The sequence below is a fragment of the Cellulosimicrobium sp. SL-1 genome (assembly GCF_011033075.1).
Lineage (GTDB): Bacteria > Actinomycetota > Actinomycetes > Actinomycetales > Cellulomonadaceae > Cellulosimicrobium > Cellulosimicrobium funkei.
The window spans coordinates 62,278-80,498 of record NZ_JAACJC010000012.1 but is presented as its reverse complement, the minus strand read 5'-3'; the positions used below and the strand labels follow the sequence as shown (position 1 = coordinate 80,498).

Here is an 18,221-nt window from a genome sequence, read left to right as displayed (position 1 = left end):
GTGAAAGAGTCGCCGGAACGGAACGTTCCGGCGACTTTTTCCTGCACCCAGCGTGGGGCGGGGACCGGTCAGTTGCGGCGGTGGTCCTGGATCGACAGGCGCGGGCCGCGCCGCGGTGCCTGCGCCCGGCCGGAGACCTCGAGGAGCCGCACGACGCGGTAGCGGTGCGGCGCGTACGGCGCGAGCAGCTCGAGCATGCGCTCGTCGTCGACGCGCTCGCCCACGAGCGCCCACCCCACCGCCTTGGCCAGGTGGTAGTCGCCCACGGACACGGCGTCCGCGTCGCCCAGCGCCCGCTGCGCGACCTCGGCCGCCGTCCACACGCCCACGCCGGGCACGACCTGCAGCCGCGCGTGCGCGGCCGGAGCGCCCTGGACGTCGCGCAGGCGGTCGCACTCCTCGAGGCGTCGGGCGACGCGCGCCGCCGCGACGACCGTCCGGGCGCGGCCCGGGTCGACGTTCGCGCGGTGCCAGTCCCAGGTGGGGACGCGCGCCCAGGTGGCCGCGTCGGGCACGACGAGCATCCCGGCGTCGCCCGCGGGCCCCGGCGCGCGCTCGCCGTGCCGACGCAGGAGCCAGCTCCACGAGCGCCACGCCGCGACGGACTGCACGCGCTGCTCGAGGATCGCCGGCACGAGCGCCTCCAGCACGCGCCCCGTGCGCGGGATCCGCAGGCCCGGGCTGCGGCGGTGGGCGTCGCGCAGCACGGCGGGCGGGGCGAAGCCCGTGTCGTCGTCGTCCTCGCCGAGCAGGCGGGGCAGGTCGTCGAGCACCTCCGCGGCGCCCGTCCCCCACGCGTGCCCGACGACGTCGCAGGGCCCGGTCTGCACCAGCCGGTACGCCGCGGGCCCGCTCTCCGCGCGGGTCGTGCGCCACACGTCGCCGGACGGCGTGCGGCGGAACGTCGGGTCGTAGGGGCCGCGCGCGAGCCGGTCGAGCGTGAGGTGCAGGTCGAGCGGCCGCCCCGAGCGGAAGCGCCGCGCGAGCGGCGCGCCGGGCTGCGTCGTCGCACCAGGTCGCGCCGGAGGGCCGGCCTGCGTCGTCGGGCCGGCCTGCGTCGTCGGGCGGGCCTGCGTCGTCGGGCGGGCCTGCGCCGTCGGCCCGGGCTGCGTGAGGTCGCCGATCGTGCGCTCGGCGGGCGCGCAGCCCGTGCTCGGCAGGACGGTCACCCGTCCATGGTCGCACCCGCCGCCGACGCCCGACCCCGCCGCCCTCGCCGCTCCCCAGCACCCGGCCGTCGAGCACGACGTTGCTGGCGGTAGCAGCCCGTTCACGACAGCAAGCTCGTGCTCGACCCGGTGCAGGGTCGTGCTCGGCGGGACGGGTCAGTCGAAGAGGGTGTCCATGTCCCACGCCGGCTCGGGCGCGGCCTGACGGGGCGCGGGTGCCCCACGGTCGGCCGCACCCGGTGCGGGCACGCGGCCCGGCGACCGGGTCGGGTCCCCGAGCTCGGGCACGAGCGTGCCGTCGAGGTCCCCGCGGCCCGCGGCCCAGTCCTGGGCGGCGAGGCCCGCGAGCTGGTCCGCGCGCTCGTTGAACGGGTCGCCCACGTGGCCGCGCACCCAGCGGAAGCGGACGGGCCCCGCGCGCTCGGCGATGACCCGGTCGATCGCCTGGACGAGCTCGAGGTTCTTCACGGGCTGGCCGCCCGCCGTCCGCCACCCCTTGCGCTTCCAGGCGACCACCCACTCGGACGCGCACTTGATCGCGTACTGCGAGTCGGACTCGATGAGCAGCGGCTCCGCGCCCGGGTGGGCGCGCACCGCCTGGAGCAGCGCGGTGAGCTCGGCGACCTGGTTGGTCCCGCTCACGGCGCCGCCGGAGTCGAACGTGCCGTCGTGGTTGATCCACGCCCACCCGATGGCTCCGCCCGGGTTGCTCAGGCACGAGCCGTCGGTGCTGACAGTGATCACAGCGCTCCTCGATCACGGACGACCCCGCCCGCCGGCTGCGGCGCGGGGAGGCGAATGCGTCGGCGCCATTGTCCCCCGCCCGGGAGGGTCGTGGTGCACGTGTCCGACGCCGCCCCTCCAGGATGCGGGCTCGGGGTCGCCTCAGGGGAGAACCGGGGGGATACCCCATGGTGCGGCGGGGCGGCGCCGTCGAGGCTGGGACGCATGGTCGCGTGGGTCGTGGAGCTGTGGGGACAGGTCGAGTCGTGGCTGCTCGCGCTCGTGGACTCTGCGTGGGCGCTCCCCGTGCTCTTCGCGACGACCGCCGGCGACGGGTTCTTCCCGCCGATCCCGGGCGAGACGGTGATCGTCATGCTCGCCGTCGCGGCCCAGTCGGGCGGCGGGGTCGCGTGGGGGATCGTGCTCGCGGTCGCCGCGCTCGGCGCCTGGTGCGGCGACCAGCTCGCCTACGCCCTGGGGCGCGCGCTCGGCACCCGTGCCCTGCCCGCCCTGCGGGGCGCGCGCGGGCGGCGCGCGGTCGAGTGGGCCACGCGGTCGCTCGACCGGCGCGGCGCGTCCGTCGTGCTCGGGGCGCGGTTCGTCCCCGTCGGGCGCACGGCCGTCAACGTGACCGCCGGCGCGGTCGGGTTCTCGCGGCGCCGGTTCATGGCGCTGTCCGCCGTCGCCTCCGTGACGTGGGCGACGTACTCCGTGGTCATCGGGACGCTCGCCGCCGCGTGGGTCGGCGACAGCCCGCTGCTCGCGGTCGTGGTGGGCGTCGTCGGGGGCATCCTGCTGGGCGTCCTCGTCGACACCGTCGTCCGGCTCCGCGCGGCGCGGCGCGAGCGGGCCCTCGCCCCGGCGACCGGACCGGTCCCGGCATCCGTCGCGGCGCTCGCCGTGCCGGGCGGCGCGCCCGAGGAGACGGACCCTGACCTCGTCCCGTGCCCCGGCGCCGCGAGCTAGGACTGCCGGCCCGCAACGCGACGGCTCGGCCAGGAACACAGGAGGGCCCCGGTCGACGACCGGGGCCCTCCGCTGCTCTCGGGACGCGCCGGTCAGGACACGCCGAGCAGGTCGATGACGAAGATCAGCGTCTTGCCGGACAGGCGGTGCCCGCCGCCCGCCGGGCCGTACGCGAGCTCCGGTGGCACGACGAGCTTGCGGCGCCCGCCGACCTTCATGCCCGGGATGCCCTGCTGCCAGCCCGCGATGAGGCTGCGCAGCGGGAAGTTGATCGACTCGCCGCGGTTCCACGACGCGTCGAACTCCTCGCCCGTCTCGTACTCGACGCCGAGGTAGTGCACGTTCACGGTCGCGCCGGGCGTGGCCTCGGGGCCGTCGCCCACGGTGATGTCCTCGACGACGAGCTCGGTGGGCGCGGGACCCTCCGGGGCGTCGACCTCGGGACGGGACAGTCCGTTCTCTCCAGTGGTCATGCTCCGATCCAACCACGGCGCCGGGCGCCCGGTCCGGCGTGCGGAGCCCGACGGCGCTCCGGCGCGGGTCGAGGTTGGGGTCGTCCGCAACCCCGGTCGGGGGCGCCCCGCACGGCCCGTTCGGCGACGCGCAACACCGCGAGCCCGAAAATCGCCATCATGGAGGCATGCCCACCACACCTGAGCCGCCCTCCGGCGTGCCCGCCGACCCCGCGCGCCCGGGCGCACCCGAGGTGCCGCCAACCCCGGTGCCGCCGACCGCCGTCGGGCACCGGCCCTCCCCGCAGGAGGTGCGGCGGTGGCGCCGCTTCCTGGCCGACGAGCGCGCCGAGGCCGCGGTGTACCGGGACCTCGCGAGCCGCCGGACGGGCGAGGAGCGGGACATCCTGCTGGCGCTCGCGGAGGCGGAGCGCCGCCACGAGCAGCACTGGCTCGACCTGCTCGGCGAGGACGCGGGACGGCCGCTGCGCGGCGACTGGCGCACCCGCACGCTCGGGTGGCTCGCGCGGCGCTTCGGCGGCGTGTTCGTGCTCGCGCTCGCGCAGCGGGCCGAGGCGCGCTCGACGTACGCGACCGACGCCGACGCGACACCCCGGATGGCCGCCGACGAGCGGATCCACGAGGAGGTCGTGCGCGGCCTCGCGACGCGCGGGCGCAACCGCATGTCGGGGACCTTCCGCGCGGCGGTGTTCGGCGCGAACGACGGCCTCGTGTCGAACCTCGCGCTGATCCTCGGCATCGGGGCGTCCGGCGCGTCGAACAGCACGGTGCTCCTCTCGGGGCTCGCGGGACTGCTCGCGGGGGCCCTCTCGATGGGCGCGGGGGAGTACGTGTCCGTGCGCTCCCAGCGCGAGCTGCTCGACGCGTCGACGCCGAGCCCGCAGGCGTCGGCGGCGCTGCCCGACCTCGACGTGGACGCGAACGAGCTCGCGCTCGTCTACCGGGCGCGTGGCATGGCGCCCGCCGAGGCCGAGGAGCACGCGGCCGACGTCCTCGCCACGTACACCCAGCAGACCGTGATCGCGCCGCCGCCCGGCATCGACGAGCACGAGACGCACGGGACCGCGATGGGGGCGGCGGTCTCGTCGTTCCTCTTCTTCGCGTCGGGTGCGCTCATCCCGGTCGTGCCGTACCTCCTCGGGATGACGGGGTTCCTCGCGGTCGGGGTCGCAGCGCTCCTCGTCGGGATCGCGCTGCTCGCGACCGGCGCGACGGTGGGCCTGCTCTCGGGGACGTCCCCGCTCACGCGGGCCCTGCGTCAGATCGCCATCGGGTTCGGCGCAGCTGCGGCCACGTACGCGCTCGGCCTGGTGTTCGGGGCAACCGTCGGGTGAAATCCGGCGCGTCGAGTGGTGAGCGTCACACTTCCGTGCCTACCGTGACCTCGGACGGGCCCCACGGCCCGCCCCTTCGCTGCACCGACGACCCACGGGGCACACGATGGACGCGACTCACGACGCGCAGGGCAGGCGCGCACCGGCCGCCCGTCGCTGGCTCGTGCGCGCGCTCGTCGCCGGTGGCGGTCTCGGTGCCGGCCTCGCGTTCGCCGTCGCGACCGCGGGCGGCGCGTCCGCCACGGACGACCCGCTCGGGCTCGGCAAGGCCCTCTCGCCCGTCACGTCGACGGTGCAGACCGTCGTCGACCCGGTCGTCCAGGACGTGGTCCAGCCCGTCGTGCGCGACGTCGTCGCCCCCGTGGTCCAGCCCGTCGCCCCGGTCCTGGAGAAGGTCGTCACCCCTGCCGCCCCGGTGGTCGAGGAGGTCGCGCGGCCCGTCGCCCCGGTGGTCGAGCAGGTCGTCCAGCCGGTCGCTCCCGTGGTCGAGCAGGTCGTGGAGCCGGTGGCGCCCGTCGTGCAGCCGGTGACCGACGCCGTCGCGCCCGTGACGACGCCGGTGCTCGACGTCGTCGTGCCGGCCGCGACGCCCGTCGTCGAGGCGGTCGCCCCCGTGGTGAACCCCGTGCTCGAGACGGTCTCGCCCGCGCTCGACCCGGTGACCCCGGTCCTGGAGGCGCTGACGCCGGTCCTCGACGTCCTGGACCCCGTGACCGACCCGGTGCTCGGGCCGATCACCGGCCCGCTCGCTCCGCTGGAGCCGCTGACGCCTCTGCTCCCCGGGACGCCCGGCACGGGCACCCCGGGCACGGACGACCCGTCGGTCGGCGTCCCGTCGACGCCGGGCGCGGTCGACCCGGGCGGCGTCGTGGCCGCGCCGTCGGTGACCGCCGTCCCCTCGCTCTTGCCCGCCGCACCGGCGGCCGCCGCACCCAGCGCCACCACGACGGGCCGCGACGGCCCCGAGGATGTCGCCGCGAGGGACGCGCGCGCCCGGACGGCGGCGGTCGACGTCGCACCGAACGGCGCACCGCCGGGCTCGGCGCTGCCCTCCGACGGGCCGACCGGCCCCGGGGGCGTCCCCTCCGACGGCGGGCCCGGCACCACTCCCTCGCCCTCCGGCAGCGCGCAGCGCGCCGGGGCGGGCGGCGAGCTCGCGGCGGTCGGCAGCGGTGCCGACGCCCCCGCGCTCTCCTCCTGGACCGCCGTCGTGGACGACGCGCGGTCGAAGCACCCCTCGACCTTCTTCGAGGTCCCCGTCTCTCCTGCCTGACGTGGCTCGCGTCGCGCCCCGAGCGCGGCAGACGCGACCCGGCGCCGTCGTGCGCCAGCCACTTCTGAGCAGGAAAGAGAAACGATCATGCACACCTTCGTCCGGCGCGCGCTGCGCACAGCGCTCGTCACAGGCGGCCTCGTGGTCGTCGGGGCCGGAGCGGCCCACGCAGCCGAGGGCGACCTCCTCGGCGATCTCGGACTGGACGTGTCGGTCGAGGCTCCGCTGAGCCAGGTGACCGAGGTCCTGCCCGACGTCGCGGTCGACGTGCCCGTGCACGTCCCCGTGACCGTGTCCGACGTCGCGGTGGGCGCCCTGGGCGACGCCGCCGTCACCCCCGAGCCGGCACCGGCACCTGCACCGGCGCCTGCTACCGCGCCGGAGCCCGCTCCGGCGGCTCCCGCGGACGTGGACGTCGACGTGCCGGTGACCATTCCGGTGGACGTGTCCGGGGTCGCTGCCGGTGTCCTGGGTGACGCCGCGGTGACCCAGGCGCCGGCGGCCGACCCGGCGCCCGCGCCGGAGCCTGCTCCTGTGCCGGAGCCTGCTCCCGCCACGGGGGCGGACCCGGCGGACGTCGACCTCGACGTGCCGGTGACGGTCCCGGTGGACGTGTCGGGCGTCGCTGCGGGCGTCCTGGGTGACGCCACGGTGGTCCCGGCCCCGGCGGCGCAGCCGTCGGCCCCGGCGACCGGTGGTGGTGCCGGGGGCTCGACCGGCGAGGAGGCGTCCGGGGTGGACGTCGACGTGCCGGTGACGGTCCCGGTGAACGTGTCGGGAGTCGCTGCCGGTGTCCTGGGCGACGCGGCGGTGACGCCGGCTCCGGCGCAGCCGTCGGCTCCCGCGGCCGGTGGCGGCGCCGACGGCTCGACCGGCGAGGAGGCGTCCGGGGTGGACGTCGACGTGCCGGTGACCGTCCCGGTGGACGTGTCGGGTGTCGCCGTCGGCGTGGGCGGTGACGCCACGGTCGGTGGCGGGACGGCCGGCGAGGGCTCGGGCGACGGGACCGGCTCGACCGGCACCGACGGCTCGGGCCTGCTCGACGGCGTCCTCGGCGAGGACGGCCTCGTCGACGACCTGCTGGGCGACGGCCTCCGCGGGGGCGGTCTGCTCGGTGAGGGCGACGGCCTGCTGGACGGCGTGCTCGGCGAGGACGGCCTCGTGGACGACCTGCTCGGCGGCTCGTCGGGTGACGGTCTGCTCGACGGCGTGCTGGGCGAGGACGGGCTGCTGGGCGACGGCGGCGTGCTGGACGGCGTGCTCGGCGAGGACGGCGTCCTCGGGGCGCTGCCCGACCTGGACGTCGACCTGCCGGTGACCGTGCCCGTGACGGTCTGCGGCGTGGGTGTGGGCCTCCTGGGCGACGCCTCCGCGGGGTGCCCGACGGCCGCCGTCGTGCCGACGGACCCGACCGACCCGACGGACCCGACCGACCCGACGGACCCGACCGGCCCCACGGACCCGACCGACCCGACGGGCCCGACCGGTCCTGCGGACCCGGGGACGACCGGCGGCTCGGTGACCCGGGTGCTCAACCCGGTGAGCACGGGGACGGGCTCCACGAACGGCGCCGCGACCGGCACCGCGAACGCCGCGTCCGCCGTCACGGCGTCGGGCCCGACCGCCCTCGCCACGACGGGCGCGGGCGGTGACCTCGGTCTGCTCGTGATGGCCGGGCTGCTGACGCTGCTCGGTCTGTCGCTCCAGCGCTTCCGCCGGAAGTCCTGGGTCGCGGACCCGGACGCCTACACCCCGGTCTTCACCGACCGGAGCTGACGTCCAGAGACGCCAGGACCGCCCGGGCAGCTGCCCGGGCGGTCCTGGCCGCGCTCGTCGCGCGCTACGCGACGGCGAAGACGAGGGCCGCGATGGCGAAGCCCATGACGCCGATGGCCGTCTCCATGACCGTCCACGTGCGGAGGGTCGTCTTGACGTCCATGTCGAAGAACCGGCCTACGAGCCAGAACCCGGAGTCGTTCACATGACTGAGCACCACCGAGCCTGCTGCCACGGCGACGACGACCGCGGCGAGCTCGATCGCGTTGAACCCGCCGGCCTCCACGGCCGGGGCGATGAGCCCAGCCGCGGTGGTCAGCGCGACGGTCGCGGAACCCTGCGCCACGCGGAGGATCGCCGCGATGAGGAACCCGGCCACGATGACGGGCAGGCCGAGGTCGCCGAGCACGTCGGCGAGCGCGTCGCCGATCCCCGTCGCGCGCAGGACTCCACCGAACATGCCGCCCGCGCCGGTGATGAGGATGACCGAGCACACGGGGCCGAGCGCCGAGTCGAGGGTCTTCTCCAGCGCCGTCCCGGAGACGCCGCGACGGCGGCCCAGGACCCAGGCGGCGACGAGCACGGTGATGAGCAGCGCGATCGGCGTCGCACCGATGGCGCGCAGCGTCTGCACGGCGGGGTTGTCCCCGTCGACGGTCCCGGCGGCGCGGAGCGCGTCGAGGCCCGTGTTGGCGAAGATGAGCACGAGCGGGAGCAGGAGGATCGCGACGACGGTGCCGAACTTCGGCGGGTTCTCGAGCTGGTCCTCGTCGGCCTCGCCGAGGATCGCGGGGATGGGTAGCTCGATGCGGCGTCCGGCGAAGCGACCGAACAGGTAGCTCGTGACGTACCACGTCGGGATGGCGACGACGAGGCCGAGCAGGATGACGATGCCGATGTTCGCGCCGAGGAACTCGGTCGCGGCGACGGGGCCGGGGTGCGGCGGCACGTAGATGTGCATGACGGAGAACGCACCCGCCACGGGCAGGCCGTAGAGGAGGAGCGAGCCGCCCAGCCGACGCCCGACGGAGAAGACGATCGGCAGCATGACGACGAGACCGGCGTCGAAGAAGATCGGGAAGCCGAAGATGAGGGAGGCGAGGCCGAGCGCGAACGGCGCCCGCTTCTCCCCGAACTTCTCGATGAGGAAGTCCGCCATGACCTTGGCGCCGCCGCTCGTCTCGACGAGCCTGCCGAGCATGGCGCCCAGCCCGACGAGGAGCGCGACGGTCGCGAGCGTCGAGCCGAACCCGGCGGTGAGCACCTCGACGATCGATCCCGTCGGGATGCCGGCGACCACCGCGGTGAGCAGGCTGACGAGGATGAGCGCCACGAAGGCGTGCAGCTTGAGCTTGATGATGAGGAACAGCAGGATCGCGATCGCGCCGGCGGCGATGGCGAGCAGCGGTCCGGCGGTCAGGGTCTGTGTCCAGTCCTCGGGGGGCATGGTGTCTCCGTCGACGGTCGGGTGCGTGGTGCGTGGTGCAGGGGTGAGGGTCAGGGAGGGCGGCGCGGCTCAGCGCTCGCCCGAGGCGTCGTTCAGCGCTCGCCCGAGGCGTCGCTCAGTGCGTGCCCGAGGTGTCGCTCAGCCGGGTCCGGGCGAGGATCTCGTCCACGACCTGCTCGGGCGTGGCGGAGACGTCGAGCGTGAAGCCGGGCTCGTCGTCGGCCAGGGGCTCGAGCGTGGCGAGCTGCGACGGCAGGAGCGACGTGGGCATGAAGTGCCCGCTGCGGTGCTGCATGCGCTCGGCGAGGAGCTCGGGGGTGCCGTCGAGGTGGACGAAGCACACCTCGCCCCGGGCGGTGCGCAGCAGGTCGCGATAGGTGCGCTTGAGCGCGGAGCACGTGACGACGCCGGACCGGCCGGCCTCCGCCTCGCTGCTCAGCCAGTCGCGGATCGCCTCGAGCCAGGGCCACCGGTCGTCGTCGGTGAGCGGCGTCCCGGCGCTCATCTTGTCGATGTTGGCCTGCGGGTGGAAGCGGTCGGCCTCCGCGTACTCGGTGCCGAGGCGCTCCGCGAGCAGCGTCGCGACGGTGGTCTTGCCCGAGCCGGCGACGCCCATCACGACGAGGTGCTGCGGCAGGGGGTGGTTCCCGGCGTCGTCGGGCCGGTCGGTGGAGCTGACGTCCGTGTCCATGTGTCGACTTCCGTGTCGGGTGGGGGCGTCCGGTCGGGGCGGTGCCTGGGGCCCCGGCCGTCCCGGTGACGACCGTCGTGGTCGTCCTCGGCCTCCACTGTGGGGCATTGGTAGCACCTTTGGCAAGTGATTGATAGCACCATTGGCCGCCACTAGGCTGCGAGACATGGCGACGACGGTCCTGCACACCACCGTGCTCGACTCGCTCGGACGTCGCATCACCAGCGGCGACGTCCCCGCGGGCACGCCGTTGACCCTGGAGTCGATCGGCTCCGAGTTCGGGGTGTCGCGCACCGTCGCGCGCGAGGTCATGCGGCTCCTCGAAGGGCTCGGGCTCGTGCGGTCGAGGCGTCGCGTCGGGATCGTCGTGCTCGGCATCGAGGACTGGAACGTGCTCGACCCGCGCGTCATCCGCTGGCGGCTCGAGGGCCCCGGCCGCGACCCGCAGCTCCGCACGCTCACCGAGCTGCGGCACGCCGTCGAGCCGCTCGCCGCCGCCGGGGCCGCGCTCCACGCCACGCCCGCCGAGCGCGCCGAGCTCGTCGCCGCCGCCGGTCGCATGCGCCTGCTCGGGGAGGCGGGCGACCTCGAGGAGTTCCTCGCGCTCGACGTCCGGTTCCACGAGATCCTGCTCCGCGCCAGCGGCAACGAGATGTTCGGCGCGCTCGCAGGCGTCGTCGCGGCCGTCCTCAGCGGCCGGACGCACCTGGGCCTCATGCCGGCCTCGCCCGTCCCCGAGGCCCTCGACCAGCACGAGGCGGTCGCGCGCGCGGTCTCGGACGGCGACCCGGAGGCCGCCGAGGCGGCGATGGCCGCGATCGTCGGCGAGGTCCGCACCGCGCTCGACGGGGTCCCGCCCGCCCCCACCTGAGCGGCACGCCCCGGCCCCGCCTGAGCGGCGCCCCCGGTCCCGTCGGGGCCGGCAGGTTCCGCGGGCTCAGCGCGGGTGCACGCGGACCTCGGCCGCCTTGACGACGAACCAGACGCGCTCGCCCGGCACCAGGCCGAGCTCTGCGACCGCGCGCGGCGTGAGGTCCGCGGCCAGGCGCGGCCCGTCGTGCCCGACGGCGGTCGTCGCCCCCGCGGTCGGGTCGCGCGGGTCGTCGCCCACCGCGCGTCCCCACACGCGCAGGAGCGGCCCGTGCGGCTCGACGCTCGTCACGACGACCCGGTACGCGTTGCGCGGGCTGCCCTCGGGCGTCGTGCGGTGCACGGCGACCGCGCGCGGCTCGAACACCGCCACGGCGCCGTCCCCGACCGCGAGCGGCTCGTCCGCCGTCCCGCGCACGCGGACCTCGGTGCCGTCGACGGCGACGGTCAGCTCGCGCCCGAGTGCTTCCCCGTCCGGGCCGACGCCCGCCGCGCCCCCGACCAGGTCCGTCGTCCCGTCCGTCGTCCCGCCCGCTGCCCCCGGCGCACCACCGCTCGCCGTCCGCACCGGCTCCAGGACGGCGACGTGCGCGACGCTCCCCGCGAGCAGGTTGACGCCCGCGAGGCGGGCGGCGAACCGGGACCGCGGCCGCGTGAGCACCGCGTCGACCGGCCCGTCCTCGACGACGCGGCCGCCCTCCAGCACGACGACGCGGTCCGCGAGGAGCAGCACGTCGAGCAGGTCGTGCGTCACGAGCAGGGTCGTGCGCGGGTGCTCGCGCTGCGCGTGGTGCAGCACGGTCCGGACGTGCTGCGCGACGCCGACGTCGAGCGACGCGAGCGGCTCGTCGAGCAGGAGCACGCGCGGGTCGGTCACGAGCGCCCGGGCGATCGCGACGCGCTGCGCCTGCCCGCCCGACAGGTCGGTCGAGCGGCGTCGCGCGAGGTCCGCCGCGCCGATGCGGGCGAGCGCGTCCCGGGCCTCCCCCCGGGCACGAGCGCGGGGCACGCCCCGGGACCGGAGGCCGAACGCGACGTCGTCCTCGACCGACAGGTGCTCGAACAACAGTGGGCGCTGGCTCAGCCACGCGAGGTGACGACGGCGCGGCGGGAGGCGCGAGACGTCGTCGTGCCCGACGGTGACGCGCGCACCCGGAGCCTCGCCGGGTGTGAGCAGGCCCGCGACGACCTGCACGAGCGTGGACTTGCCCGCCCCGTTCTCGCCGAGCACCGCCACGACCTCGCCCGGCGCGACGGTGAGGTCCACGTCGAGCCCCCGCTCCGGCACGACCGCGCGCACGGTCAGCGCGGCGGGGGGCGTCCCGGTGCGCGAGGTCGGAGCCGCGACGGCTGCCGCGGCTCGGTCGGCCGGCGGGTCGGCCTGCCGGGGAGCGGAGACGACGGCGCGGGGGCGCGGGCCGCCGTCGGGCTCCGAGCCCCGGGCGCCTCGCCGCGGCCGGGTGCCGGGGCCCCCGAGCACGCCGGGCCCGTGGACGACCGCGGTGATGAGGACCGCCACCGCGACGAGCACGAACGACAGCGCGACCGCGCTGTCCGGGTCCGCGCTGCGCTGGAGGTAGATCTCGAGCGGCAGGGTCTGCGTGACGCCCTGCAGCGCGCCCGCGAACGTCAGGGTCGCCCCGAACTCGCCGAGGGCGCGCGCGAACGCGAGCACGGCGCCGGACAGCAGGCCCGGCAGGACGCGGGGGAGCGTGACCCGCCGCAGGACGGTCGTGGGCCGCGCGCCGAGCGTCGCGGCGACGTCCTCGAGGCGCGTGTCCTGGCTGCGCAGCGCACCCTCCAGGCTGAGCACGAGGAACGGCAGCGCGACGAACGTCTGCGCCAGCACGACGGCCGTCGTCGTGAACGCGACCTCGATCCCCAGCACCTCGAGGTGCCGGCCGACCAGGCCCCGGCGCCCGAACGTGTGCAGGAGCGCGATGCCGCCCACGACGGGCGGCAGCACGAGCGGCAGGAGCACGAGGGCGCGTGCGACGCGCTGCCCCGGGAACGTGGTGCGCGCGAGGACGAGAGCCATGGGCGCGCCGAGCACCACGCAGCACGCCGTCGCGGCGAGCGCCGTGCGCAGCGACAGGCCGAGCGCGTCGAGAGCCGCCGGAGAGGTCACGAGCGCCCAGAAGCCGCCGGTCCCGTCCGGCCCCGGCGTGAGCTCCACGCGCCCGACCATCGCCGCCACGGGCACGACGACGAACAGCGCGCCCAGCAGCGCGGGGACGAGGACCCAGCGGGGCAGGCCGCGCATCAGGAGCCGCCGGGAGGCACGGGGGTCACGGTGCGTCGGGCGTGCCGAAGCCGGCGGCGGCGAGCGCGGCCTGCCCGGCGTCGCCGGTGACGAGGTCCACCCACGCCTGCGCGAGCGTGACCTGCTCCGGGCCGGACTCCTCACCTGCCGCGACGAGCGCGATCGGGTAGACGTTGAGCGCGGCGCTCGTCTCGGGCACGGCCACGACCTCGACGTCGTCGCCCGCGAGCGCCGCGTCGGTGACGTAGACGAGCCCCGCGTCGGCCTCGCCCGCCGTCACCTTGCCGAGCACGTCGGTGACGCTGGCCTCCTCGCTCACGCGGTGGACGGTCACGCCCGCGGCCTCGGCGACGGTGTCGGTCGCGCTGCCGCACGGCACCTGCGGCGCGCACACGACGACCTTGACGTCGTCCCGCGCGAGGTCGGCGAACGTCTCGACACCCGCGGGGTTGCCGGGCGGTGTCACGATCGTCAGCGTGTTCGTCGCGAACGCGACGGGGTCGGCGGCGTCCCCCGCGTCCACGACGCGCGCCATGGAGCGCTCGTCCGCGGACGCGAAGACGTCGGCCGGCGCGCCGGCGAGGATCTGGTCGCCCAGGTCGGACGACCCGGCGAACGACAGGGCGACGGTCACGCCGTCGTGCTCGTCCTCGAAGTCCGTCGCGAGGTCGGTGAACACGTCGCGCAGCGAGGCCGCGGCGAGCACGGTGAGGGTGCGGTCCGCGGCCGTCGTGCGCGCGGCGTCCGGGGCGGCGCCGTCGTCGGTCCCCGCGCCCGTGGCGCACGCGGCGAGGCCGGCGACCAGGGCCGCCGCCCCGAGCGCCGCGAGAGGGCCCCCGGTGGCGCGGCGGGTGGTCGTGCGGGCGGACGCGCTCACGCGGCTCCTCCGGGGGTCTCGACGATGACGGTCGTCGCCTTGACCACCGCGACGGCGAGGCTGCCGGGCTCGAGCCGCAGCTCGCGCACGGCCTCCGTGCTCATGAGCGACACGACGCGCTGGCCGCCGCAGAGCATCTCGACCTGGGACATGACGGTGTCGCTCACGACGTCCGTCACGATCCCCACGAACCGGTTGCGCGCCGAGCGGGCGACGCCCGAGGGGTCGGGCGTCGGGTGCGACTGCGCGACGGCGAAGCGCGCGAGCTCCGCGCCGTCGACCACCTTGCGCCCGGCGTCGTCGGCGCTCGCGGCGAGGTCCCCGGCGTCGACCCAGCGGCGGACGGTGTCGTCGCTGACCCCGAGCAGACCCGCGGCCTCGCGGATCCGAAAGTGCGGCATGAAGGCGACCCTAGACCCGCGTCTGCGGAGTGTCACCCGACGAGGTGTGGTGCTGGGCTTCGCGGCCCGGCTGGGGAGGTGCAGTCTTCCCGCTTCCCCGAGCACGCCCCTGGAGCGGGTCTAGGCGACGTGCACCTGGCACTCGGGGCACACGGGTACGGCCGATGCCGCTTCGTCGCGAGTGATCGGACAGTGAAGCGGGCACAGGATGCTGACTCGGTGCGGGACGCGGGAGCCGGGGATCGAGCCCCAGGCGATGATGTGCAGGACGCGGGCACGGGCTGGGCCACCGCAGCCCGGACAGTCCACGGCGATCCACTTCTCGATGACGCTCATGGCGGCTCACGTTCTCGGCGCAGTCTTCGCGACCCTGATGGTTGCAGTACGCCGTCGTGGCCCGGGAGGTCCGCCGGCAGCGGGCTGCTTCACGACCGGCATTCCCCGCGACACGTGGACGCGTCTCTCACGATGCGCCCTCCGTGGCCCGCTCGCCACACCTGGTGAGGCGAGTCATCAGGTGCGCCAGGTGGGGTCGAAGTCCGGGTGCTCGGCGTAGGGCGTGGCGAGTGCTCGCAGGATGCGGTCACCGACGAAGGCGATGCCGCTCTGGGCGCGCTCGTCGGTGTCGCGCTCCAGGTCGGCGGTCATGTCGTACCCCGTGGCCTCGTAGGCGAGGGTGATGATGCGTCGTTTCATCGCGCACTCCGTCAGGATGCGTGAGCATGACCACGGCGCTGGAGGTCCTGGCCCGTCCTCGAGGGTCGCGCACGCTGCTTCGTCCTCGTCGATCCGAGCGAGGAGGAACTCCGTCAAGGCCATCTGCTCATCCTCCCACCGACGGCTGGACAGTCTCTCGTGGACACAGCGAGCAACCCGTCCAGGTGTAGTGTCGAAGTGTGGTTGATCGCCGGATCGGCCCACGCGACGCCGATCGAGAAGGCTCTCGGACGCCGGGCGAGATGAATGCCCCGGACGAGGACACCTCGGGCGCGCGGTGGGACGACGACGGGGGTTATGAACCCGACCTGGAGGACGCACCGATCTCCTTGAGTGGGGCGTCTGACGCCTCACCGACTGCCGCGACGGCAGCGGATGCGAGCCGGCCCGCCGGTTCCGAGCATCGGACGTCACCATGAGCACCACCACTCCTCCTGCCACGTCCTTCGGCCGGGTGCAGGACACCGCACTGCAGCTGCGGGGCGTCCTGGACACTGCGCTGCCGCGCGAGCTCGGCACCGACGCGGAGCCCCCCCTCTACACCGTGACCGCCGTGTTCTCCCGCCGCGTGTCGGGCCCGGAGCAAGCGTTGCTCGAGCTGCCTGCCGTCACGACGTTGCTCGCCGATCACGGCTATGCGGGGGTCAGGCTGCGGGTGGAGGACCGGCGCCTGCTCATCGAGAACACGAACCTCGCCATGCTCTCCGGCGGGCTCGCCCACGAGATCGCGACGGTGATCCGGGACACCCAGGAGGCGATCGCGACGGAACGGACCAGGCGGGCGGACGAGCTCGAGGCCTGGCGCGAGGCCGAGGCGGTGCGTGCCGCGAGCGTGAAGGCCGAGGCCGACCGTGTCCGCTTCGAGTGAGGCGCCGACGCCCCAGATCCTGACGGTCCGCGCGCTGCCTGCGGCGCGGGCGACGGCTCGCGACTACTCGGTGCTGGCGAAGATCGTGCGCGAGTCCGGGCTGCTGCGTCGGCGGTACGGCTACTACTGGACCCGGCTGGTCCTGACGGTCGCCGCGTTCGGTGCCGTCTGGGCGGGGATCGTCCTGGTGGGTGACTCCTGGTGGCAGCTCCTGCTGGCCGTGGTGCTCGCTCTCGTGCTCGCCCAGCTCGCGTTCCTGGGCCACGACAGCTCCCACCGGCAGGTGTTCCGGTCGCGGGCCTGGAACGACTGGACCGCTCGCATCCTCGCGAACGCGCTCGTCGGGCTCAGCCACGCCTGGTGGACGACGAAGCACGACGCCCACCACGCCGCCCCGAACCAGGAGGGCCACGACCCTGACATCTCACCGGGCGTGATCGCGTTCACGCCCGCCGTCATCGCGAGCCGTCACGGCTGGCGAGGGTGGCTGGCACGTCGGCAGGGCTGGTACTTCTTCCCCCTGCTCGCCCTGGAGGGCCTCAACCTGCACGTCGCGAGCGTGCGCCGGGTGCTCGGCCGTCGGCCCGTGCCGCACCGTGGCGTGGAGGTCCCGGTCCTGCTCGGGCGGCTCGTCCTCTACCTGGTGGTGCTCGGCTTCCTGCTCCCCCCGACCCTCGCGGCGGCGTTCCTCGCCGTGCAGCTCGCGGTCTTCGGCATCCTGCTCGGCGGCGCGTTCGCCCCGAACCACAAGGGCATGCCGATCGTCCCGGCGACCGCGGACGTCGACTTCCTGCGCCGCCAGGTCCTCATGTCCCGCAACATCCGCGGCGGCCCGGTCGTCGACTTCTTCATGGGCGGCCTCAACCGCCAGGTCGAGCACCACCTGTTCCCGAGCATGCCCCGACCGAACCTCAAGCGCGTCCAGCCCCTCGTGCGCGAGTACTGCTCCCAGCTCGGCGTGACCTACACCGAGGTAGGGTTCTTCACCTCCTACCGGATCGTCGTCCAGTACCTCAACGACGTCCCCGGACGCGCCCGCGAACCGTTCTCCTGCCCCCTTGCCGCCAGCCTCGGCCGCTAGGGACATCGGGCCCGCGCGTACAGCCGCTCCCAGGTTCGTTCCCAGGTCGAGGGCGTAGGGTCGAGTCATCCGCGGCGAACGTGCCCCGTCTGAGGTGCGCGGGCCCGGAACCGCAAGGAGGCCACCATGGCCACCACCCCGCTCAGCTCCGCCACGAACGGACAGCCCACCGCCGGCGTGTCAGGCAGCCGTCCCGACTCACGCGTGTCCCGCACGTCGGGCAACCCGACAAGAACTCCCCGCACCCGTACGGGGGCCACGTGGGTCGGCCTGTGCGTCGCCGCCCTCGTCCTGGTCGCACTCATCGTGTTCATGCTCCAGAACACGCAGCTCGTGGTCGTCTCGTTCCTCGGCTGGCAAGGCTCCGTCCCGCTCGCCCTGGCACTGCTCATCGCAGGCATCGGCGTCGGGATCGTCGCCCTCGTCGTCGGCACCCTGCGCATCCACCAGCTCCGCCGACGCCTCGCACACCAGGTCTAGCACCGCGGCGCACCGATGACCGACGACCGGGAGATCTCGACCCACCGACCCGCCGACCTCGTCGGCGAGATCGACGCCTCCCAGCGCGAGATGGAAGACGTCGTCTCGGTCGTCGACCAGGGGGCGCCCGTCGATCTCGTCCTCTACGTCGCCGCACGCGCGCGCCTCGACACGGCCGTCGCCGCATGGAACCAGCGTGTGGGAGCCACCCGGCCACCACCTCGGTGACCGCGAGCTCGACGCACCGCCTGGTACCTGAACTCCCGATGGAGGACGTCGGTCGTCAGTCGGAGCAGGATCGCGGGACGTGCCGTTGTCACGACTGACCGTTGGTCGGGCGTGGCCTGGTCGATCGGCTACGCGGAGGGTCGTGTGGTGCTCCACACGAAGAGGTCCGACGCTCCTGCGAGCTCGAGCACGTCTCGGGCGTAGTCGCTGCAGCCCAGGATGATCGGCCGCAGAGGGGCGCTGGCGGCGAGCAGGAGGAGGCTGACACCGGCGGAGTCCAGGAACGTGACGCGCGAGGCATCGATGTGCAGCGCCCCGTGGGCCGGGCTCGGGCGAGGTTGCGCGGACTCGACGACGGCGTAGTCGATCTCGCCCCACAGCTCCCACGAGTCGGGGCTGGATCGCAGGCCTCCGTGCAACGGGACGGGGGGATAGGTGGCCGGGTCGCTCTCGTGAGCCATGCGGGTGCCTTTTTCCGTTGAGGCCGGCCGACGCGGGAACACTGTCGGCTTCCAACCTCTCACACTCGCCGCTTCGGCGGTGGTCGGTCACCAGGTCCAGCAGCCGTCGTCAGTGCGCGCCTC

The 18,221-nt window shown here is 75.1% G+C and carries 19 protein-coding genes and 1 pseudogene; 9 read left to right on the top strand and 11 right to left on the bottom strand.

Annotated features, from left to right (window positions below; all coding sequences use genetic code 11):
- Window positions 1-68 precede the first annotated feature (68 nt).
- Together GWJ10_RS17780 and GWJ10_RS17775 are read right to left on the bottom strand one after the other, a co-directional pair.
- On the bottom strand, window positions 69-1,169 hold the full coding sequence (locus GWJ10_RS17780) for a DNA-3-methyladenine glycosylase 2 family protein (RefSeq protein ID WP_241005891.1): 1,101 nt from the start codon (window positions 1,167-1,169) through the stop codon (window positions 69-71).
- A 156-nt stretch (window positions 1,170-1,325) separates the two neighbouring features.
- Window positions 1,326-1,913, bottom strand: coding sequence for a ribonuclease H (locus GWJ10_RS17775; RefSeq protein WP_163188765.1), 588 nt, complete (start codon window positions 1,911-1,913; stop codon window positions 1,326-1,328).
- A 204-nt stretch (window positions 1,914-2,117) separates the two neighbouring features.
- Between GWJ10_RS17775 and GWJ10_RS17770 the strand changes: the two genes are divergently transcribed.
- Entirely contained in the window at window positions 2,118-2,858 is a 741-nt protein-coding gene (locus GWJ10_RS17770) for a DedA family protein (RefSeq protein ID WP_163188764.1), read from the top strand.
- 92 nt (window positions 2,859-2,950) lie between these two features.
- Here GWJ10_RS17770 and GWJ10_RS17765 read toward each other — a convergent pair whose 3' ends face one another.
- Window positions 2,951-3,331: an FKBP-type peptidyl-prolyl cis-trans isomerase gene (locus tag GWJ10_RS17765; RefSeq protein WP_043659735.1), complete on the bottom strand. Its 381-nt coding sequence runs from the start codon at window positions 3,329-3,331 to the stop codon at window positions 2,951-2,953.
- Window positions 3,332-3,498: 167 nt separating this feature from the next.
- Here GWJ10_RS17765 and GWJ10_RS17760 point away from each other — a divergent pair, with 167 nt between their 5' ends.
- The 3 genes from GWJ10_RS17760 to GWJ10_RS17750 all read left to right on the top strand — a co-directional run bounded on the left by GWJ10_RS17760 (window position 3,499) and on the right by GWJ10_RS17750 (window position 7,714).
- Window positions 3,499-4,665, top strand: a complete 1,167-nt coding sequence (locus GWJ10_RS17760; RefSeq protein WP_163188763.1) for a VIT1/CCC1 family protein — start codon at window positions 3,499-3,501, stop codon at window positions 4,663-4,665.
- A gap of 106 nt (window positions 4,666-4,771) precedes the next feature.
- Window positions 4,772-5,938, top strand: a complete 1,167-nt coding sequence (locus tag GWJ10_RS17755) for a hypothetical protein (protein WP_163188762.1) — start codon at window positions 4,772-4,774, stop codon at window positions 5,936-5,938.
- Between the two features lie 87 nt (window positions 5,939-6,025).
- On the top strand, window positions 6,026-7,714 hold the full coding sequence (locus GWJ10_RS17750) for a hypothetical protein (RefSeq protein ID WP_163188722.1): 1,689 nt from the start codon (window positions 6,026-6,028) through the stop codon (window positions 7,712-7,714).
- Between the two features lie 64 nt (window positions 7,715-7,778).
- Here the strand turns inward: GWJ10_RS17750 and GWJ10_RS17745 are convergent, their stop codons facing one another.
- Complete coding sequence (locus tag GWJ10_RS17745) at window positions 7,779-9,161, bottom strand: GntP family permease (RefSeq protein WP_061267828.1); 1,383 nt, start codon at window positions 9,159-9,161, stop codon at window positions 7,779-7,781.
- 115 nt (window positions 9,162-9,276) lie between these two features.
- Window positions 9,277-9,852 carry a gluconokinase gene (locus GWJ10_RS17740; RefSeq protein ID WP_206158435.1) on the bottom strand — a complete coding sequence of 192 codons (576 nt, stop codon included), beginning with the start codon at window positions 9,850-9,852 and terminating at the stop codon, window positions 9,277-9,279.
- Window positions 9,853-10,018: 166 nt separating this feature from the next.
- Here GWJ10_RS17740 and GWJ10_RS17735 point away from each other — a divergent pair, with 166 nt between their 5' ends.
- The gene (locus GWJ10_RS17735) at window positions 10,019-10,723 is read left to right on the top strand and encodes an FCD domain-containing protein (RefSeq protein ID WP_163188761.1); all 705 of its coding nucleotides are present in this window, start codon (window positions 10,019-10,021) and stop codon (window positions 10,721-10,723) included.
- A 66-nt stretch (window positions 10,724-10,789) separates the two neighbouring features.
- Here the strand turns inward: GWJ10_RS17735 and GWJ10_RS19920 are convergent, their stop codons facing one another.
- The 5 genes and pseudogenes from GWJ10_RS19920 to GWJ10_RS19910 form a co-directional block, all read right to left on the bottom strand.
- Window positions 10,790-11,989, bottom strand: a complete 1,200-nt coding sequence (locus tag GWJ10_RS19920) for an ATP-binding cassette domain-containing protein (RefSeq protein ID WP_277394958.1) — start codon at window positions 11,987-11,989, stop codon at window positions 10,790-10,792.
- Window positions 11,990-12,226: 237 nt separating this feature from the next.
- Window positions 12,227-12,985: pseudogene (locus GWJ10_RS19915) on the bottom strand (ABC transporter permease); the annotation flags it as partial.
- Window positions 12,986-13,010: 25 nt separating this feature from the next.
- Complete coding sequence (gene modA, locus GWJ10_RS17725) at window positions 13,011-13,862, bottom strand: molybdate ABC transporter substrate-binding protein (RefSeq protein ID WP_163188759.1); 852 nt, start codon at window positions 13,860-13,862, stop codon at window positions 13,011-13,013.
- Window positions 13,859-14,263 carry a helix-turn-helix transcriptional regulator gene (locus tag GWJ10_RS17720; RefSeq protein ID WP_163188758.1) on the bottom strand — a complete coding sequence of 135 codons (405 nt, stop codon included), beginning with the start codon at window positions 14,261-14,263 and terminating at the stop codon, window positions 13,859-13,861. Before GWJ10_RS17720 ends, modA begins: the two co-directional genes overlap by 4 nt.
- A gap of 513 nt (window positions 14,264-14,776) precedes the next feature.
- Window positions 14,777-15,082 carry a DUF6221 family protein gene (locus GWJ10_RS19910; protein ID WP_043652489.1) on the bottom strand — a complete coding sequence of 102 codons (306 nt, stop codon included), beginning with the start codon at window positions 15,080-15,082 and terminating at the stop codon, window positions 14,777-14,779.
- A gap of 313 nt (window positions 15,083-15,395) precedes the next feature.
- Between GWJ10_RS19910 and GWJ10_RS17710 the strand changes: the two genes are divergently transcribed.
- The 4 genes from GWJ10_RS17710 to GWJ10_RS17695 all read left to right on the top strand — a co-directional run bounded on the left by GWJ10_RS17710 (window position 15,396) and on the right by GWJ10_RS17695 (window position 17,637).
- The gene (locus GWJ10_RS17710; protein ID WP_051027704.1) at window positions 15,396-15,848 is read left to right on the top strand and encodes a hypothetical protein; all 453 of its coding nucleotides are present in this window, start codon (window positions 15,396-15,398) and stop codon (window positions 15,846-15,848) included.
- Window positions 15,832-16,929 (top strand): acyl-CoA desaturase, encoded by a 1,098-nt coding sequence (locus GWJ10_RS17705; protein WP_206158434.1) that lies wholly within the window; start codon window positions 15,832-15,834, stop codon window positions 16,927-16,929. Before GWJ10_RS17710 ends, GWJ10_RS17705 begins: the two co-directional genes overlap by 17 nt.
- Window positions 16,930-17,055: 126 nt before the next feature.
- Entirely contained in the window at window positions 17,056-17,409 is a 354-nt protein-coding gene (locus tag GWJ10_RS17700) for a lipopolysaccharide assembly protein LapA domain-containing protein (RefSeq protein ID WP_082774471.1), read from the top strand.
- A 15-nt stretch (window positions 17,410-17,424) separates the two neighbouring features.
- Window positions 17,425-17,637, top strand: coding sequence for a hypothetical protein (locus GWJ10_RS17695; protein ID WP_163188757.1), 213 nt, complete (start codon window positions 17,425-17,427; stop codon window positions 17,635-17,637).
- A gap of 128 nt (window positions 17,638-17,765) precedes the next feature.
- Here the strand turns inward: GWJ10_RS17695 and GWJ10_RS17690 are convergent, their stop codons facing one another.
- Window positions 17,766-18,098 (bottom strand): hypothetical protein, encoded by a 333-nt coding sequence (locus tag GWJ10_RS17690; protein ID WP_043652484.1) that lies wholly within the window; start codon window positions 18,096-18,098, stop codon window positions 17,766-17,768.
- Between the last annotated feature and the right edge of the window lie 123 nt (window positions 18,099-18,221).

Bases quoted from the DNA above. Each gene is read 5' to 3' on its own strand.
- GWJ10_RS17770 (WP_163188764.1), top strand. From the start codon at position 2,118: ATGGTCGCGTGGGTCGTGGAGCTGTGGGGACAGGTCGAGTCGTGGCTG.
- GWJ10_RS17760 (WP_163188763.1), top strand. From the start codon at position 3,499: ATGCCCACCACACCTGAGCCGCCCTCCGGCGTGCCCGCCGACCCCGCG.
- GWJ10_RS17735 (WP_163188761.1), top strand. From the start codon at position 10,019: ATGGCGACGACGGTCCTGCACACCACCGTGCTCGACTCGCTCGGACGT.
- GWJ10_RS17750 (WP_163188722.1), top strand. From the start codon at position 6,026: ATGCACACCTTCGTCCGGCGCGCGCTGCGCACAGCGCTCGTCACAGGC.
- GWJ10_RS17720 (WP_163188758.1), bottom strand. From the start codon at position 14,263: ATGCCGCACTTTCGGATCCGCGAGGCCGCGGGTCTGCTCGGGGTCAGC.
- GWJ10_RS19910 (WP_043652489.1), bottom strand. From the start codon at position 15,082: ATGGCCTTGACGGAGTTCCTCCTCGCTCGGATCGACGAGGACGAAGCA.
- GWJ10_RS17700 (WP_082774471.1), top strand. From the start codon at position 17,056: ATGGCCACCACCCCGCTCAGCTCCGCCACGAACGGACAGCCCACCGCC.
- GWJ10_RS17690 (WP_043652484.1), bottom strand. From the start codon at position 18,098: ATGGCTCACGAGAGCGACCCGGCCACCTATCCCCCCGTCCCGTTGCAC.
- GWJ10_RS17695 (WP_163188757.1), top strand. From the start codon at position 17,425: ATGACCGACGACCGGGAGATCTCGACCCACCGACCCGCCGACCTCGTC.
- GWJ10_RS17740 (WP_206158435.1), bottom strand. From the start codon at position 9,852: ATGGACACGGACGTCAGCTCCACCGACCGGCCCGACGACGCCGGGAAC.
- GWJ10_RS17710 (WP_051027704.1), top strand. From the start codon at position 15,396: ATGAGCACCACCACTCCTCCTGCCACGTCCTTCGGCCGGGTGCAGGAC.
- GWJ10_RS17745 (WP_061267828.1), bottom strand. From the start codon at position 9,161: ATGCCCCCCGAGGACTGGACACAGACCCTGACCGCCGGACCGCTGCTC.
- GWJ10_RS17765 (WP_043659735.1), bottom strand. From the start codon at position 3,331: ATGACCACTGGAGAGAACGGACTGTCCCGTCCCGAGGTCGACGCCCCG.
- GWJ10_RS17755 (WP_163188762.1), top strand. From the start codon at position 4,772: ATGGACGCGACTCACGACGCGCAGGGCAGGCGCGCACCGGCCGCCCGT.